Annotated in this window: 14 protein-coding genes; 4 read left to right on the top strand and 10 right to left on the bottom strand. The window is 51.8% G+C overall.

The annotated features are described in order from the left end of the window. Nucleotides 1-94: 94 nt before the first annotated feature. Nucleotides 95-1,753: an amidohydrolase gene (locus AC2FF7_RS21280; RefSeq protein WP_480535169.1), complete on the bottom strand. Its 1,659-nt coding sequence runs from the start codon at nt 1,751-1,753 to the stop codon at nt 95-97. 236 nt (nt 1,754-1,989) lie between these two features. On the opposite strand from AC2FF7_RS21280, the gene AC2FF7_RS21275 reads away from it, so the two are divergent. After that, nucleotides 1,990-2,322, top strand: a complete 333-nt coding sequence (locus tag AC2FF7_RS21275) for an antibiotic biosynthesis monooxygenase family protein (RefSeq protein ID WP_496906300.1) — start codon at nt 1,990-1,992, stop codon at nt 2,320-2,322. Between the two features lie 385 nt (nt 2,323-2,707). Here the strand turns inward: AC2FF7_RS21275 and AC2FF7_RS21270 are convergent, their stop codons facing one another. From AC2FF7_RS21270 to AC2FF7_RS21230, 9 genes are all read right to left on the bottom strand, one after another. Further along, nucleotides 2,708-4,219, bottom strand: a complete 1,512-nt coding sequence (locus AC2FF7_RS21270; protein ID WP_496906299.1) for a Na+/H+ antiporter NhaC family protein — start codon at nt 4,217-4,219, stop codon at nt 2,708-2,710. A 113-nt stretch (nt 4,220-4,332) separates the two neighbouring features. Further along, entirely contained in the window at nt 4,333-6,420 is a 2,088-nt protein-coding gene (locus AC2FF7_RS21265; RefSeq protein WP_496906298.1) for a mechanosensitive ion channel family protein, read from the bottom strand. Beyond that, nucleotides 6,417-7,682, bottom strand: coding sequence for a threonine/serine exporter family protein (locus tag AC2FF7_RS21260; protein WP_496906297.1), 1,266 nt, complete (start codon nt 7,680-7,682; stop codon nt 6,417-6,419). The genes AC2FF7_RS21265 and AC2FF7_RS21260 overlap by 4 nt, the downstream gene beginning before the upstream one ends. 53 nt (nt 7,683-7,735) lie before the next feature. Then, nucleotides 7,736-8,188 carry a VOC family protein gene (locus tag AC2FF7_RS21255; protein WP_496906296.1) on the bottom strand — a complete coding sequence of 151 codons (453 nt, stop codon included), beginning with the start codon at nt 8,186-8,188 and terminating at the stop codon, nt 7,736-7,738. A gap of 71 nt (nt 8,189-8,259) precedes the next feature. Continuing rightward, nucleotides 8,260-9,534: a serine hydrolase domain-containing protein gene (locus AC2FF7_RS21250; protein ID WP_171127161.1), complete on the bottom strand. Its 1,275-nt coding sequence runs from the start codon at nt 9,532-9,534 to the stop codon at nt 8,260-8,262. A 123-nt stretch (nt 9,535-9,657) separates the two neighbouring features. After that, nucleotides 9,658-9,924: a hypothetical protein gene (locus AC2FF7_RS21245; protein WP_170782341.1), complete on the bottom strand. Its 267-nt coding sequence runs from the start codon at nt 9,922-9,924 to the stop codon at nt 9,658-9,660. Between the two features lie 64 nt (nt 9,925-9,988). Beyond that, nucleotides 9,989-10,993, bottom strand: a complete 1,005-nt coding sequence (locus AC2FF7_RS21240; RefSeq protein ID WP_170621463.1) for a linear amide C-N hydrolase — start codon at nt 10,991-10,993, stop codon at nt 9,989-9,991. Nucleotides 10,994-11,059: 66 nt separating this feature from the next. Then, nucleotides 11,060-12,355, bottom strand: coding sequence for a serine hydrolase domain-containing protein (locus tag AC2FF7_RS21235; protein WP_496906295.1), 1,296 nt, complete (start codon nt 12,353-12,355; stop codon nt 11,060-11,062). A gap of 443 nt (nt 12,356-12,798) precedes the next feature. Beyond that, nucleotides 12,799-14,484: an aspartate-alanine antiporter-like transporter gene (locus AC2FF7_RS21230; protein ID WP_496906294.1), complete on the bottom strand. Its 1,686-nt coding sequence runs from the start codon at nt 14,482-14,484 to the stop codon at nt 12,799-12,801. A gap of 326 nt (nt 14,485-14,810) precedes the next feature. Between AC2FF7_RS21230 and AC2FF7_RS21225 the strand changes: the two genes are divergently transcribed. From AC2FF7_RS21225 to AC2FF7_RS21215, 3 genes are read left to right on the top strand one after another with little or no spacing between them, the layout of a single operon-like run. Then, a complete protein-coding gene (locus AC2FF7_RS21225) occupies nt 14,811-16,988 on the top strand; it encodes an FUSC family protein (RefSeq protein ID WP_496906293.1) in 2,178 nt (725 codons plus the stop codon). A 13-nt stretch (nt 16,989-17,001) separates the two neighbouring features. After that, a complete protein-coding gene (locus tag AC2FF7_RS21220) occupies nt 17,002-17,214 on the top strand; it encodes a DUF1656 domain-containing protein (RefSeq protein ID WP_171127158.1) in 213 nt (70 codons plus the stop codon). Between the two features lie 4 nt (nt 17,215-17,218). Then, nucleotides 17,219-18,358: an HlyD family secretion protein gene (locus AC2FF7_RS21215; protein WP_496906292.1), complete on the top strand. Its 1,140-nt coding sequence runs from the start codon at nt 17,219-17,221 to the stop codon at nt 18,356-18,358. Nucleotides 18,359-18,450 lie beyond the last annotated feature (92 nt).

Here is an 18,450-nt window from a genome sequence, read left to right as displayed (position 1 = left end):
GGCGGCAAAGATCAAGCCAGCAATTGTTTGCCTCTGGTCAAGCGCTCGCATGAATTGATCATGCCGCGACGCGGTGTTTTGAGCATGCGGGCGCTCAGTCATTCGGCGCCTCAATAACGCGTCCACCCAAGACTGTGCCCCAAATACCAATGTCTTTGATTTTATCTGGTTCGACTTCCATCGGGTCTTCCTCCAAGACGCAAAAATCCGCGAACTTGCCAACTTCAAGGCTTCCAATTTCGTTTTCGAGATTGAGAATGTAGGCGGCATCAATAGTAACAGCGCGCAATGCCCGCTCCACACTGATCCGCTCGCCAGGTGCGACGACTGTCTTTTCGTCTTCGGCCAGACGAGTGACGGCTGCATACACGGCTGTCAAAGGATGCATTGGCACGACGACCTGCGGGTAATCGGAGTGCAGCGCAAAAATCACGCCCTCTTTTTCCAAACTTCCAAGGCGGGCTTCGGTCTGCGCGCGGTCTGGGCCATAGGCATTTTCAGAATGCAGGAGAGCGCGGAAATGCGAGAAGTAATTGTTCACACTGGCGTTACCGCCAAGGGCCTTAAGGCGGCGCGCCTGCATCGGGTTGCTCATGGCATAGTGCTCGATGGTAAACCGATGATCGAACCGAGGATGTTCTGCCTGTAATCGAGCAAGCAAGTCCAAAGTAAAGTCTACCGCCTGATCGCCATTGGCATGGCAGTGGATCTGGTGGCCACCTTTCCAAAACGGCACCATGCCTTCATAAGTGGCGTCGCCCGGGAAACCATTTCCACCGTCCAGGTAGCCGGGAAAGTTCAACAGCGCTCCCATGAGTGGGAACGACCCGTCGCTCAGGAATTTAACACCGCCAATAAACAGGTTGTCCTTTTCGTGCTTGGCGAGCTCCCAAACAACGTCCGATGCCTTGTCCCCATGCGCCCCCACAAAGGACATGGCATGCGGTTTCAGACAGAACCGGATAGGCAGGTTCGGGTCTTCTGTTGCAGTTACGTGGTCATTCAGTTCGGCGTCAATGTTCATCACGCCGAACATAAGGTCGGCGACTGTCGTAATGCCTGCCTTTAGAGCAATTTGACCAAAAAACTTCAAGCCGTCCACGCCACCCAATTGGGCGATAATTGGCATGATCGGGGCGATGCCAATCGAAACACCTTCCACCTCCGTGAAAACGCCGTTCAAGCGCCCGTCCGGATACTGCAAAATGTGGGTCGGGTTTGCACCATCCGCCACGTTGGCCATTTCGATGGCAGCTGAGTTCAGATAGGCGAAATGCGGTGCAAAACCCAAAATGTAAATGGGCCGCGTGGCCGTGATCTTGTCGAGCGTGTCACGATCAATCGACCCGCCTTGGTTCGCGGGGTCAAAGCCCCATGCGATGATGGGTTCACCTTCCTTTTTCGTCTCGTGGAGTTCGCCAAGATATTCGATCACATCGTCAAAGTGCGGATGCGCAGGGTTCATGCCCTCGCGTCCCGGCCAAGGCAGCGGCCCGATGTAGTCGACCGCCATGAAGCCTGCGGACATCCAGCAATGCGAATGCGGCTCGATCAAGCCTGGCAAGACGATTTTGTCTTTCAGAGTTTCATCGACCGTCACGTCGTAGCGCGACAGCCAAGGCTGCATCTGATCTATCGTTCCGAGCGAAAGGATACGGCCGTTCAAAACCGCGACGGCATCAGCCTCAGGTCGGCCCGGGTCCATCGTGCAAAATTTCTTAGCGGTGAAAACCGTGACTTTTTCCTTGGTCATCCCAAACTCCTAAAATATCTCCATAACAAGGTTAATGCTTGGGATCGGGCAATCAAAGTAAATTGTGGAGAGTCGGACAATGCACACAACCGCAATCCTCGCCTAAAACGAAAAATAAGCATATTGAGTTACGTGAGTGGGAGGATCCGTGTCAGCATCGTGTATGAGACTGGACACAGATTCTTATGAGCCACTTCGGGCTTATCCCTCGTGATTATGGAAACAAGGATTCTAAAATGTCGCTTTGGACACTTCTCATGATAAAAGTGCCTGCGGAGAAGGCAAAGCAAACCGCAGAAGCATTCATTCACCGCAACATTATCGAGGAATGCGCCGATGCCATTCCAGGCTTTCGCCACGGCGAGTTGATGGTGTCGCATGAAGGCGATGGGCAGCTTTGCGTTATGTGCAACTGGACGGATAAAGCCGCCTACGAGCAATGGGTCGCAAGCCCCATTCGTGACAAGCAGAATGTGGACGCCCTCGGCTTCCTAACAGAAAAAGGTTACGAAGCGACTGACATGCATACACTCATGTTCGACAGTCTGCACACCGTCGCACAAAAATAGCAACAAAATCGCTTTTGCTTCTTGGTTTTTCCCTGCGCCTGAGGGCAGACGCAGGACTCCGTTTTTAGTGCGTCATTTGTAAGACTGCGCCGCTGGGCAGTCATTCCGGCTCTTTCGATGGGTTGAACCGATGCAAAATTTCGCCACTGGCCGGCACCCCGTCACACCCGGCGGGTTTTTTGTTTTTAGCTCCAATCATTTATTGGCTTGAGAGAGCTTTGACTGATACCGCCCTGCCCTTCTCAGATAGCATAAGTCCATTTTTCATTGGCATCTCACATATGCATTTGTATGAAAAGTTTTTTAATCATGCAGTTAGCCGCATAGTCGCCAAAGTTTCAACGCGTTCCAGAAAGCGACCCCAAGCCGGAAAATTTTCGGCCCTCTAAGTTGAGGTTCGCCGCTGCGGTAGTTCGCTGGGTTCGGAACCATAGGACTCTTCCGCGGTCACGGAATCTGGGATTTCATCCCGCTTGAACTTTGTAATTCCAATACCAATCAAAACGACGGGTGTGATCCAGAGCAGGACGGCGTAAGGCGCTATCGAAAGAACGCCTATGCCCATTGTGCCCGCCACAAAGGCGCCATGAACGTTCCACGGAATCAATGGTGAAAAAATGGACCCTGATCCCGCTATTGCTGCTGAGGCGACATATGGTTCCAGACGAGCCTTTATATAGCGTTCTCGATAGGTCGCTGAATTTAGTATTATCGACATGTAAGGATCTGCCGTAGCCGCGTTCAAGCCAATTCCAGTTACTGCTGTAGCGACAATCAGACGTGCGCCGCCAGTGGCCCATGCCAGCAGCGGAGCAAGCAAGCGCCTAAGCATCCCGGTAAACTCGACCAGCGCTCCAAATGCAGCCGCAACGAGTATCAACCAAATAGTCGGCAACATGGACACAACGCCACCGCCTACGAATGTGGAGTCGAGTGTTTCACTCCCGCTGTTTAGTGAAAATCCGCTGCCTAATACTTCAAGTGAAAGTTTAACCCAACCTCCCAACGCTCCAAGGCCCTCGTCGATCATTAGCGCGTCAATCAGATCCTGCTGTGTAAATGCAGCGAGTACTGCCGCAGTTATTGCTCCTGCCATTAGCGACAAGAACGCGGTCGTCCGCGCCGACAGCACGAGAACCAAGATGAGTGGCAAGAATGAGATGAAAGACACGGTAAAATGCTCGTCAATAGCCTGGAGTATTTGAGCACTGTCATAGTTGTCAGACATACCGTGTCGCCAACCAAGAAAAAGGAAAAGCACTGCGCTAGCAATCCAGCCAGGCGCAAGGACAGTACGTAGCGCGCGTGCGTGGTCCTTAGCTTCGGCACCCACCACCGATGCCGTGAGAATGAAGGTATCCGAAATTCGACCTAGGCTGTCCCCCGTAAACGCTCCACAAACGGCAGCGGCTGCTGTGACCAGTGGAGAAACATGCATAGCTGGTGCGAGAGCTACAAACGGCAAACCCACAGCGGCTATCGTGGTGAATGAACTTCCAATTGCAAACGAAAGACCAGATGCGACCACAAAGACGATTATGTACAGAAAGCGCGGCGAACCGTATTGAGCTCCGAAATAAATCACTGAAGCAATCGTCCCAGACATAAAAAGTGCTCCAATTAGAGCACCCACCGCAATCAGCACAAAAATTGTTCCCAGAGCTGAATTGATACTATCGGACATGACCGCCGCGAGGTCTTCGGCGGAATTGCCAGTCGTGATGGCGATCACAAGTGCAAGTGTGAGACCAAGCGTCATGGCAATCTGTAATGGACCATCTTCGGCTTTTTCACCGAACAGCAAAACTGATGCGAATATCAGTGCCACCATTCCGCCGACGGTTACGAGCGAGGCGATCAAAGAACTGGTGGTGCGAGATTCCACGTCATCGCTCATAACATCAATCTCCTGAGCCGATTATTTGAAGGTTCAATTGGTTTCCGGTTGTTTGTAGCTAAGTTCCTGAGACCAAATGGGAGTTTGAAAGTAGGACTTCCCACGGCTTTCGTTCATGAGGGTTTGTCATCTCGCGTTTGAGGGAGCGGGCTGTTTTCTTCATCGTTAGGTGCACTATCCTCGCCGTTGCTTGTCTCTTCAGCTTCAGGCTCTTCAACGGACAACGGTTCCTCAACACTGCTTTTCTCATCGTCCGGGCCATCAAATTCCGGAGATCCTTTTGGGGGGTAACGTAACGTGCCCTCAAGCCTGTCGCGTTCGGCAGTTGAAAAATCCGGGAATGGAAGATCACGTCGGCCGCGCCACTGTTCAACCTGTTCAACAGCATGCTTCGACTTTGCCGCATCAAGCCCTCCGTCCTGAGACATGTAAACAGTTTGGCTGGGAAACGCGAAGCCAGTACCCGAAGCTTCGACAATTTCCTTCGTTCTGAACAAGACATCTTCCTGAATTGCATAAAATGCGTTCCACTCGCGGGTTTGAGCGTAAACACGGATTTCAATATTCAGAGATGAGTCTCCATAACCAATAAACCTTACCCGCGCTGTATCTGAAGTGATACGTGGGTGTGCATACATCATTGAACGAATTTCGGCGAGAACGTACCTCAACTGGTCGGTATCCGTTTCAAGTCGCAAGCCGAGCGTTGTCCGGATCATCATTTCATCACAACGGGCCCAGTTGACGAGCTCCATATTCACAAACTTGGAATTCGGAATGGCTATCGTGGTTCGGTCCAAGCCACGAACGTGGGTTGATCGTACTCCAATGCTTTCAATTGTTCCTTCCTTGTCGAGGAACGAGCAATAATCACCAACCTTCACAGCCTTTTCCATATAGATCACAAAGCCGCTGATCAGGTTCTCAAGGGTCGGGCGGATCGCGAGCGCGACTGCAAGCCCGCCAACGCCAAGTCCTGCGATAATGCTTAAGAGCGGGAACCCGAGGGTTTGCGCACCATAGGCGAGAATCCATGTGGCTCCAACAAGAGCGATAATATGGTTGAGCAACCGCATCATACTTTCATCGTACTGACGCACGATGGACGTTTTTTTCTCGGCTACCCTGTCGCTTAAGAGCGACATAAACCGCCAGAAGGTTAAGGCCGCAGCTGCATAGATCGTGATTGTAGCAAAGAAGGTCTCCATTAGAGCGAAAGAACCTGTCAAAAAGAGTTGGTTGTTAAAGAAATTGTTTAGCGCGAGTAAGATCACAAGAACAACGCCGGCAAAAACGAACTTCCGTGTCGACTCTGGCATTTGTCCCGAAGCAACGCGACGGTTAAGCAGAAATCTAAGCCCGTAAAGAAGTGCCAGACAGATCATTAAGAAGAAGAAAGTGAAACCAATCTTCCAAATTGGGGTTCCCCAAAAGATCTTTCGAGAAGCCGGGGGAAGGGCGTTTTCGACAAACAAAGGGATAAACGGACCACTCAGTTGAAGAAAACGAGTGCTCCACAACTCCGCGACGCGATGCGGTGATTGCATTGCAATTTCACGCAAGTAGCGTGGAGCGATTTGCGACGAACTCGCCGAGAAAAGAAACTCACCCTCCCGGTTTCCCGCGTTAACCCTTTGGATTATTAGTGGGGTATTGGGCACCAAAAAAGTTGTTCGATCCTCCAAGTACACCGTCTCATCGTCGGGCAGAGCTTCCGCTTCTTCCGTTCCAACTTCACCAATGATGTCGATGAGAGCCAGGGCAGTTCTAATGCTCGCATCACGTCTCTCCGCAACGTTTTCTTCCGTTAGATCAAGAAGTGAAATGAGCGCATCACCGATTAGAACCAGTTGCTCCCATTGTTGAGCTGATTTCCCAACCTGGTATTCCAAGTAGATACCAATGAGTGCATCGCGCAAATTTTCCAATGACTGCAACGTGTCTCGTGGCGAATGCGTCAAAACTGGCGGCAGGCTTTCGAATGGCTCAATATCTTCCGTAATTGCCTGCGCAATCACTTGCTGACCGATAAATATCCAGCAAAGAAATGCGGCGATGACCTTTGTCCAGCGGCGTAAACCAAGAACACTCAGCACTGACGTGCCAAAAGAACATCTTTTTGCAGCACACTTCGCGCAAAAATCTTCTTGCTTTCGGGTGACGCGTAGCTCGTGTTCTTGGCTTGCTGGAAGGTTGATCATGCGCTCATTTTTTCCTCAAACCCCCTGATCCAATGCTTCCCGGAGATCATTCGTCCAATCAGCATCCCTAGGCCAATCGCGAGGAGATTACCAAACAGCGGCATGAGGTCTGCAATACCTGTCATCTGACCATGAGAAATCCACGTTTCGATTTCACGAACACCGTGAGATCCCGGCGACAACGCAAAAACGACCGGCACCATCAGCACAAACGTCGGAACAGCGCGTGGTTTTTGTGAAATCCACAAGCTTACGTACATACACACTGCTGCTGAAACCAACGTCCCAAAGATACCGTTTGTGCCTATCGCTACGGCCTGCGCTGTTGCCGTGGAGAGCAGCAAGACGCCCAGTGCAGTCAGGAAACGGTCTTTGTCCATCTGAAACGCCCACATGATACCAAGAAGGAATGGAATTCGAGCTAAATAGATGGCCCACCACGGAAACTCCTCGCCGTCAGGCGCAACAGGGAGAAGAGCTGAGACCGGTGTCGAAGTAACAACCGCAGCGAAGTATGCACCAGAAGCCAACAGCACCAGTATGAAGACACTGTAGAAAAATCGATCTACCGCAGGCGACCACCTACCCTGCGCCAGCTCGTAAGCCTGCATACTGATGGAGTCTCCTGGGATGAAGACAAAAGTGGATGCGATCAGCAAAAGTCCCGGTGCAGCTAAGGCATAACCCGTTTGCCAACCGACCATAGCAATCAGGCCACTCGCAAATGCTGCAATTAAGGGACCAAGCCTCGCCAAAGCCGGGTTCTTGTCCACGGCCAAAAACACAGCACCAGTTGCCATGCCCGTCAAAATACCGAAAAAGATACCTTCCCACGTACCGACGACTTCAACAGCAAAAGCCGCCGACACCGAGACGACGCCAAGCCAAACGAGCAATGGCGAATAAGGAGGTTTACTCGACTTCAGATCAGAAAGATTTTTGCAGGCTTCTTCCGGAGTCAGCTTGCCTTCAAAGACATCTGCGAGGTGGTTCTTTAGTTTTTGAGTGTTCGTGAGCGCCGGGAACCCAGGCATATCTACCTTCACGAGAACCGTCTGACCTTTGTACTCCAATATTGCGGACTCTGCACCATAGACGACCGTGACATCCTTTACACCAAAAGAGGCCGCAGCCTTTTCTACGACTTCCTCATGGCCTACGACGCCTTCCCAACTCCACGATAGAAGGAGCTGCATTAGATCGACCAAGTATTCCCTGATTTGTGCGTCGGGTTTCGCCAGGTCTGGTGTTTTGTTAGTCACTCGTTTTCCCTCTCATACGCTGGTCAAAGAAATCGTGTTGCATGCTTGGCCAACTATTCCATCTCCAGGAATTCGACTGTGATGCCGTCTGAGTTACGGACCCAAGCAACGGCATTAACCGGGCTGGAAAAATGATCGCTGTCCACCTCAATGAAGTCACCCAGAAGCGCAAAGCCGTGCCCGGTGGCTTTGGCAACCGCAGCCTTGGCATCATCAACGTAAACGCCGATGTGGACGGACCCCGTATCTACTGGCGTTGAGGAAATGACCGTGCGATTGGGCGGCGACTGGTAACAAAGCAACTCGATACGACTTCCGTTACCGGTCAGAAAAGCCTGCTCTGCCGTCGCATCCGCCACACCGATAAGGCGTCCGATCACCCCCGGCACCTGCTGCCGGAGCTCTACTTGGTAACCGAGACATTCCTCGAAAAACTGAATAGTCTTTCCAATATCGGTGACCGTAAAGCATGTATGATTCAGACTAACACTGTCGCTTTGTTCCACGAGCCTCTATCTCCGGTCCTAGAATAGTGCGATGTGGGCCGCGCGAAAGCATACGAGCGGCCCATCGATATTCAACCGCCTGCCAACTGCTTTGCCGCTGCGCGCATATAGCCGGGGTTGAGGTCCGGCGCGAGATTGACAGGCGACGTCGAGAAGAACACGCCCACGACATCGCGAGCCGGATCGGTGTAAATGCCCTGATACAAGTTACCGTGCTTGAAAAGCGCTCCGTCTTCCCACACTGCATCCCACTGGTGCGAGTTGAAGATTGGCATATCATTACCAAAGCACATCTTTACCCACGAATGGTCGGTAAAATCACCCGCCAGGTAGGCCTCTTTGCTGCTGGCGGTCTGCATCTTGCGCAGCACATCCGGCGACACTACGGGCTCTGCCGAAACCTTGCGCCAGCTTGGCGTAAATATCAGCGCATAGCGCGCTAGGTCTTCAAGCGTGGAATTCAATAAACCATAGCCAATGGCCAAACCTGCAGGAGAAATATTGATCGCCAATGGCGACCGCGCGCCGATTTTCGACCAGATACGCTCGCCAAGATAGGCGGTGTAGGTTTGTCCGGTCACGCTTTCCACTGCTGCGCACAATACTTTGGTGATAACGGAGCTATAGCGCGCAACTTTGCCCGGCGACTCGCCTGCTATGGGGGCTACGTCGCGCAGCACCTCATATTCATCTTCCTTTACCCCATCCGCATTCGGGATCCCAAAATCAGCCGCCAGCATCCGTTGAAACACAGAATGGGGGTCCATCGTGGCCTTGGCATCCTCGGAGATATCGAGACCTGACGCCATGTTCATCGCATCGATGAGCGCGACCTTGTCCCACTCGGACCCTTTTAGCATAGCCGCAAAATCAGTAACTGGCTTGGATGTGTCGACCTTGCCGTCAAGCTCTAGCATCGTAAGCAGAGTGCCCACGGCCGACTTAGCGACTGAAGCCCAGATGTGCATCTGTTCAGGATGCATGCCCGGAAAGGCTTCGTAGACGACCTCGCCTTTGTGCAGGATCATCACGCCTTGAAGCCTCGTGTCAAAATCCGCGATGTGGTCATCCAAGGTTGCACTTTCACTGCCGTCACCCAGCATGTAGGTTAAGTCCCCCAGCGATGGGTTTGGTCGACGAGCTAGTTCACTGACCGGACCTTTGGAATAGGTAAAGGCAGCCGGCACGAATTCGGTCATGTTTGTGGTGTAATACAGCGCGTGGTCGCCACCCAACTGCATGTGCGTGTTGCTAAAGTTTTTTCGGGCTGCGGCGACGAACTCGAGGTCGAACCCATCGTGTACGGCACCTACTGGCAGCGTTACTTTAGCGCCTGGTACGCTCATTGGATCGTCTGGTGCATGAACAATACGATGGCCTAAGGGCAGAAAAATACCAGAAATCTCTGACAGGGGCGTTCGTGGTTTCATTTCAGTTTTTCCTTTTCACAGTGCTTTAGTTTTGTTCAGTCAAAAAGCCCCGACGTCGCGATGGGCCTCAGGTATTGCATGATCGAATCGTCCGCCGCGTTCACCGAAAAATGCACGATAACCAAATCGCGAGACGACGACGCATAGATTGCCTGCCGTTGGAAGCCAGCCTTGAACATGTCGCCGTCCGGCCAGAGTGATTGTGCCGAAATTCTTGGGTTCAGTCGCGATTTTACCGATTTCCGGGTTGATGGGCTTCGGCAGGGCAGCTGGTGGCAACGGGTTCGGGGCGGGACCACTGGTCATAATTGCTTACTCCTATTGAAAAATCAGATCGGAGGAGGCAGAATCTTCTCACCTTTTTGGCTATTCACAATTCGGCTGGGTTGAGCACTGATCCTCCGCGCAACCACGCCAGTTCTTTTGATGGATTGAAACAGTCCGAAACCTCTCCCGTTGCTCGAATGTCCTTCTTAAGATCGAACATTACGACCGGCGCTCCGTCGCTCAGGTTGAGCTTGTGCAAATCTATCCAAGCGACTGTCGGATTCTGAGTGAACTCGAAATAATACCTTCCATTGGTCAGATCACTGATCGTGCGCCAGCGGGTGGGAGAGACGTTGGGCCGGGTTGGATCACTAATACCCCAAGGCGTTGACATGTTCCGAATGACGGCCAGTACATTTGCGACAGCCTCATGGTAGTCAGCCGGCTCCTCAGGCAGCGCACTGAGATAATAGGCGCCGCGCACAAAACGTTCGTCGGCCTGCGAGCCGCCCGGAAGCGGTTGATCCCCGCCAAGACCAACATACTTCTTCATGTTTTCAAGCTGTTGTTCGTATGGTGGCGAGTTCGTCATGATTGTGACATCACGGCCTTTGTGAACGCTGAACTTTCCGTCCAACACCTCGATTACCGCCGAGTTGCCGGTCTTGTCGGCAATTGAGTAGTGGAAGGGTGACTGCACCTTGTCATCAAAATGCATCATGTAGATCGGCACGATCTGAATGCTGTCTAGCGCAGCGAGCACTTCGTCCACCGTCGCGAAGTTGTCGAGCATCCATTGCGCAAAAATCGAAACTGACAGACCGCCCTTTGAGGTATCGCGAGGGCCAAAGTCCGACTCCGCGAGATACAACAGGTTGGCGTTCAATCCCGCTTCGTTCATGCCATCAGTAATTGCCGCGCCGTAGCAGGCCCCAACTATACTTCCGTACTTCGATGTCCAGGTCTCAGGATTGTCGTCTACCGCGCCGTCACGCTTCATCCCTTTGGGAAACGCGTAAACTTTGGTTTGCAAGCTCTCGAACCAATCCTCATTCCGGCCTACCAGCATTGGTTGGCCATCCTTGTTGAAAAAAATGCGCGAACACATGGTCTTCTCCCTGTCTCATACTCTACTGTTGATCTTGGCCTGACTGTCGCTTCAAAACTTTGAAGGTTACCTAGGCAGCGGATTACCGTTGATTGCCCGAACGATAGCACGCGCCATGCCTTCTTCCTGGTTTTCCCCATCACTGGTGCTGAAGAATGCCACGACGGTGTCGGTCTCGGGTGAGATGTAAATCCCCTGCCCGCCCACTCCGGCCTTGAACAGGTCGCCGTCTGAAAAGACAGCATCCCACTGGTAACGGTTAGAGATCGCGCCGGCATCATCCCAGAAGGTGATGCTGTTCTTCTTGCCGATCCAGCCCTTGTCGTACATGTCGAGATTCGTCCGGTCATAGATCTTGGCCATGACCGCGTCAGGGATCAGTTGCTCACCAGCCAGCTTCGCGCAGCTTGGCGAAAAGGCCATGCCGAACCTGGCCAGATCGCGCAGCGTAGAGTTCATGCCGAAAAAACCGAGTGTATTTCCGGTCGGGCTGACCACGTAAAAAGCGTCATGCTCCATGCCAAGCTTAGACCACAACCGTTCTGAGAACTGCGCGTAGAGCGGTTTGTCGGCGATCCGCTCATTAATCCGGTTCATGACAAAGGTGTCGATGGAGTTGTATTCAAACTTCTGATGCGGTGGAGAATGCCGCTCCATATCGCGCAAGACATCAACCCATGTTTCATTGCGACCGCGCACATCGGGCAACATGCCGACCGCGCTCGTCGCCGCCCAGCGAAACCAGATTTGGTCAGGATCGGTGCGCGAGTTTGGCTCCGGCTCATCGTGCTCTGTGCCGTTGAGGCCCGTGGCCATGTCCATGGCTTCGACGACTTTCACCGTGTCCCATACCGATCCTTGCAATTCTGTCAGGTAGGAACTGACCGGCGCGTCCACATCGACATTCCCCTCATGTTCATGCATCGCCATCATGGTTGACCCGGTGACTTTGGTGACGGACATCCACAGATGCTTCTCATGCGGTTTCATCGTGCGATAGCGTTCGTAAACGATCTCACCACCTTTCACGACCATCATGGCGTCGATTGGTTTGGTGGCAAAATGTTCATCCACGCTGACCCAGTCACCATGCTTGTTCCGGTATTCGATATGCCCGATTGACGGGTCGACTGCATAGGGCAGGTCGACCACGGGTCCACCGCGCATTACCTGCGCCGTTGGTCTGATTTTTGAGAAGTTCACATAGGAGTACTGCGTTTCAGGAGATGGAAACTGTACCTTGACCATATTCTCCGGCGCGTTGAGATAGGCGCTGATCTCGAGAACGCGGTCAAGCGGCACGTTTGTACTGAGATCTTCGGGTTTCGCGAGGATAGGTCCATCGGTCGATGTATTCGCCACTTTTTTGCTCCCAGCTGTAATGAAACTTGCGTTTGTCCAATATCACAATGAAATCAAACAAGATCATGAATCGAGATAGATGCAACTGTTTTCTGGTCAAACTTGTGGGTCATTCGCTTGGCGCCCCTATCGTGACCAAAGGTGCCTTACCAAAGACGTGGAAAGTAACCTTCCCCCGGTCTTTCGCGTGATGGGATACAGCCCGCCAGACCGGATCAAAGTCGGTGAATTCCTTGGTATCGAGGCGGAAGCCTAAAGTTATCCCTGAAGCTTGCGAGTCGCCGTTGAAAAAAGCTGCCCACAAGTAGGCACTTCGACAGATTTTTCTTTTTTCGCACCTTCACCAGTCGAGAGATGCACGTGCACCTCGCGACCTGTTTGATCAACAGCAAGACAATACACAATCGATTGAGAAACCGATCCAGTGGCGGCAAGAAGTCTTTTCAGGGCACTATGGCCAGAATGACGAGTCCGACGACGATAAATGTCAAGCTGGATACAGCGCCGGGTAAGCCAAAGGCAACAGCCGGTGCGGAACTCTTGGCATCCTTGCAGACCTCAGCGATTGCGACGCCTGTCATAACGCCAGTCGTGGCACCGGCGTTCTCAGCAACGTTCAACCTCATGATGAAGTGCCCGAACAAGAAACAAGAAATCGTGCAAACCGTCGTCACAAATGCTCCGGCAATCAGAAGGTTTACCCCAAAAGCCTGCATGGTCGAAATCAACGAACCACCTGCGCCAATTGCGACAGCCGCGATAAAGAGTGACAACCCTAGGTCAGAGAGCGCCGTTGCCGCGGGCGCGGATACCGACCCCATGCTGGGGCTGCGGGTCCTTAACCAACCGAGAATAGCCCCGCCAAACATGGCACCCATTGCGGACCCCCCGAGGGGTGGGATTTCAATCCCGGCTACGGTCACTGTAATCGTACCTAAGGCTGCAAATACGGCGATGAAAAACGAAGTATTCATCAAATCAGTCGTCATCTGGTTTGTGACCTCGTAACCGACTTCGTCGGCAAATATCGACACACACCGTGCTGAACCAAACACAAACAGCACGTCCCCAGCGATCAGCTCAAAATCCTCGTCGTCTATTGGCATTTCTGTACCAAGCCGCACTACGCGCTCCAGGCTGATGCCATACCCATGTTCGTTTAGCAGTTCCGAGAGTCTTCTGCCGACGTGTGCATTGTTGGTGAGAACGAGTTCTACCGATGCCATATCCACGGCCAAAGCGTCAGTATCCGCAACTTCCGGCCCCAGGGTCTCATTACCCCTCATGAGCAAATGGCTGGACGCAAGGAAGGTCAGGATATCATCTTTCGCAAGGGCCAGGTCATCAGTGACGTTCAAACGTTCTCCATTGCGAATTACCTGCTCAAGTGAAGGTAAAGCTCCTTCTTCTCGCCGCTTTTCAACGTTTTTGACAAGCTCGCCAGCTGTACTTCCGATGTACTTCGGTAATTCCAGCCTCCAGGCACGCACGGATGGCGCTATGCGCTTCTGGGGCACACTCCCGTCTGCGTCAAGTTTCGCGGCTTCTTTAGCTATGTCTGCTCCCACAAGCGTTGGGCACAACTTAATAAGTATGATTAGTCCAAATGTGCCATACAGATAAGTGATGGCGTAGGCGCTGGCGAGGATATTGCCCGCATCTGACGGCGCCATACCCTCTGGAAGCTGGACCGATCCGGAAAACACAGCGCCTTGAGCGGCGGCTAGGACCGCAGATGTTGTGACCGCGCCGGCAGTCAGCCCACCGGCGACAACGTTGTTCAAGCCAAACACCAAGGCCATGAGATAAACCGAGACCCCAGCGACCACGGCAGTGAAAACGCACATTACCAAGTATTTGAAAGCCGACTTACTTGTTAAGACACGCACCAGGCCAGGTCCAACCATCGTTCCCAGAACAAAAAGGTAAATTGTAAACGTCAACCCTTTGATTATTTCCGGAACTTCGATTTGTGCCAATCCGATAACCAACCCGACAATCAGTATTCCTGTTGTTGGTCCAAGCCCGATACCGGCAATCTTCAGCTTGCCGACCAGATACCCCAATCCGATGACAACAAAGAGAAGAATGACAACATTTTCTCGAGCATAAGAAATCAAAGCTTCCACGCGTCTCTCCCGATCAGGCTAGTTCTTCAACTGCAATATTGCGGCACACTAATCGATGTCCAAGGCCAAGTATTCTGTCTCAAACACCGTCGTCTCTGGCTGCTTTAGGCAAGTTATTCAGAGAAATATGACTTGTCATCAAGCGTTTTCAACAGCTTCACAATGTAGGCGACCAATCTGTGACACGCGGCTGTCACACAGGGCAAGGCTAGCCAAGGAGGAGAGTGAACGCGCCATTTCAGCCTGTTTAGGATTGCAATTGGAAAACTCATAAGATCAAGATACATCTCGATTAATGCATTATTGTGATCTCATCAAACAATGCCATGACCATGGACTCGTTGCGCTTTAAATCTGCTATCAAATTAGCGTTGGCTTTGGTGCTCGCGTATTGGATAGCCTTGTCGATGGATTGGGCCAAGCCTTACTGGGCCGGTCTCTCAATAGTTGCATGTTCGTTGACAACATTTGGCGAGTCCTTTCACAAAGGACTACTCCGGCTGGGTGGCACGTTCTTGGCAATTGTCGTTGCGATTGCTCTGCTGTCGCTGTTCCCGCAGGATCGTTGGCTATTTATCGCAGCACTCAGTTTATGGCTGGCATTCTGTTGTTTCAATATGTTCCGAACGTCTCGCTCATACTTCTGGATGACTGCCGGATTTGTGGTGCCCATATTGGTCATTGGAGGCGGCGAAAACCCGGTCAATGATTTTACTGTTGTGGTTCTTCGGGCTCAGCAAACAGTTCTTGGTATTGTGTGCTTCAGTGTCGTCTACTCACTGTTATGGCCCTACAGCAGTCGGGAACAGTTTGAAGAGGAAGTACGCAAAGCACTTGCTTTGGAACGACGTCTTCTCATGGCGACCTTGGACATCTTGACTGGAAATGAGCGCAAGGAAGACCTGCCAAAGCTTCGGATGCAGATCGCTCAATTGCACTCCACTGTCGAAAGGCTTTTGGATGCCGCAATTGTCGATAGTTATGACGTCTGGGATAGGCGCATTGTCTGGCGTCAATTCGTGGCAAATATGGCGTCACTGGACCGAGAGCTTCAGCGTTTATATTTGAACGCAAGAGATTTGGAAGACTCCCGTAACACAGCCCAAGTTCAATCGCTTTGTTCCGCGATACTGAGTACCGAGCAATATCTCATTGAAGCGGAGAGAACTCTATCCGGAACAGCGTCGCAAGTTGGGTATCACACCGAAAACCAGATTAACCAAGAAATGGTCAACAGCGGGTTAAGACACTTCCAACTTGCTGCCATGACTGCTACCCGTCACAATGTCCAACGGTCGCTAGAATACAGTCGGTCTTTGTCAGATTTGATGACCAACATCAAAGATGCAAGCTGGAAGGCAAACACCCGGCATTTGGCCTCATCCCAACAACCTAAACCCACATCCGAATTCCTTGATCGGGATATGTGGAGCGCGCTAATCCGTGTTCAGGTTATATTTCTTGCGACAGTGGCATGTGTCCTGTTTGTTCCAGGCTTTCCCAATCCGGCTCTTGTAATCTGCATAGGCGTTTCTCTCGCTCTGAACCTTGCTTTACATCCGCAGGCGTCTGTCTCCGTCGCGCTGCCTTTCGCAGCGATCCTACTGTTGATTGTTGGAACTGTGCACCTTGTTCTATTACCGCTATTGGCCACCTTCTGGCAGTTGGCTTTGTTAATCTTCGGCACCACAGTCCTGGTGGCTTACTTAACTTCCCGCCCGGAACAAATGATTGTTCGAAGTTTTTTCCTGAACTTGTTTCTGGTCGGCCTTCAGATCGATAATCAGCAGCAATACAGTTTCCTCTTCTTTGCAACCATGTTCATCGGTTTGTTCTGTGTAATTGCGATCATCGAATGCACGCGTTTTTTCCCGGTTTCTTTAAGGCCGGAAATCCGTGTGGAAGCTCTAATAAAGCGTTTCTTTTCTAGCGCGGATTATGTGGTCCGACACAGCCTTACCGACCAAAGAGAGCAACCAAACTGGTTTAATCGGATGCGCCTTTCGCTACATGTCAGCGAGATAGATAGCATTCCGACCAAACTTGTTCCTTGGCTATCTGCATTGTCGGAACCAGCACTGGGCAATACCAAAAGGACGGATGCGCTTCAAATCGCGGCAAGTTTGGAAGCGCTGAGCAGCAAGTTAATTGAATTTGCCGCAACCCGAAGACTGTCACAGGCAGCTTCACTGAGAGAAGGCGGTGGCGAAGCAATGAAGCAGTGGCGCTTGGCCGTTGCGGATGTAATGTTGGATATTGAACGCGACCCAGGGGGGATTGACCCTGAATATCTGCAAAACAGGCTTCAAAGCGCTGCTGTAGCCCTTGAGAAGACTGTAGAAGTCCTAATTAACAAAGAGCCTAATTCAAATTTGAATACCGCTGACTACGAAAACATGTATCGTCTTCTTGGCGCATATCGCGGTCTTGCGGAGGGTGTTTTGGGCTACACCGGCCGAGCAGCTTTCATTGATTGGCCCGCACTACGAGAGTCCCGTTTCTGAAGTCGAGGAAAAAATGCTACCAGTTCCAAGCGAATTCGACTTTTTTGGCGTCTACCTCTCACCGCTTTTCGTATCTTCCCTACTGGCAGTTGTTCTAACTATGGTGACGGCGCGTGTTTTGAACCGTTTCCGAATGTCGCGTTTCATCTCTCATCCGGCGTTGGTTTTTGTTGCACTTGTAGCAATCTATACGTCCCTCATCGGAACCTTTCTTATCCCGGCCTAGTCAAATGAACCGAAACATCAAGTTGATCGTCACAGTTGCAATCGTACTCGTCGCTTTGGGCGCCGTGTTCTTGAAATATGCCAATTACGTATCCAACCCATGGACGCGAAATGGTCAGGTTCGAGCAAATGTTCTGGAAGTTGCACCGCGCGTTTCCGGGCCAATTGTCAACCTTCCGATACGAGACAACCAGTTTGTAAAGGCTGGGGATCTTCTCCTCGAAATCGATCCGCGCACTTTCGAAGCAGCACTGTCGCAAGCACAAGCGAGATTCGACAAAACCGTCGAAGATCTGGCTTCTTTGGATAAGCAAATTGAGGCCGCCCGTGCGAGTGTTCAGCAATATGAATCGTCGATCCAACAAGCCGAGTCTCAATTGTCATCCGCAAAAGCCCAGCAGACAGAGGCACAACGTCAATTTGACCGGGCCTCTGTTTTGGTAAGCGACGGTCGCATCCCCGAGTCACAGTTCGACGAATTACAAAGAGATTTGGACGTTGCTCAAGCAAACACCGCCAGAGCACAAGGCGGAGTGGTTCAAGCCAAAGCCGCGCTCGCCCAAGCGCAGGCTTCGCTGGAGGGCTCAATTGCAAGCCGCGGCGTAACTGGTGAGGAAAACTCAAGCCTCCGCGAGGCTAAAGCTGCTCTAGAAGCTGCGCGCCTCAACCTTGAATTCACTAAAGTACATGCCTCAGTTGACGGATATGTTGCAAATCTGACATTGCGTCTCGGCAGCCAGGCTGTCGCTAATCAACCGATCCTTGCACTCATTGATGCCCAAAGCTTTTGGGTCGACGCTTATTTCCGCGAAAACTATGTGGGCGATATATCCCCTGGTAACCGCGCCGCCATAACGCTCATGTCTAACCCCGATATCGTAATTCCTGGGGTGGTAGATAGCATCGGGCGAGGAATCGCAAAAAGTGATGGGAGTGTTGGGGTCAATCTCTTGCCAAACGTGAGTCCAACGTTTGAATGGATCCGACTGGCACAGCGAATTCCGGTAAGAGTAGAAATTGACCAACTCCCCGAGGGAGTCGAATTGCTTGTAGGCACAACGGCGTCGGTTCTCGTCATGATTGGCACCGATCCAACGGAAACAGATGAAGCCCTACCACCGCCGGCACCGACAATTCTACAATAGTCGGGCTCCAAGATGGGTGTTGTCACGTTAACCGTCGTTCGGTTGCTCATGCTTGGATTTGGACATAGGTGACATCGATGAATTCATCGTCG

This window comes from Ruegeria sp. YTSC325 (genome assembly GCF_059609525.1).
This window is presented reverse-complemented; position numbering and strand designations above follow the sequence as displayed.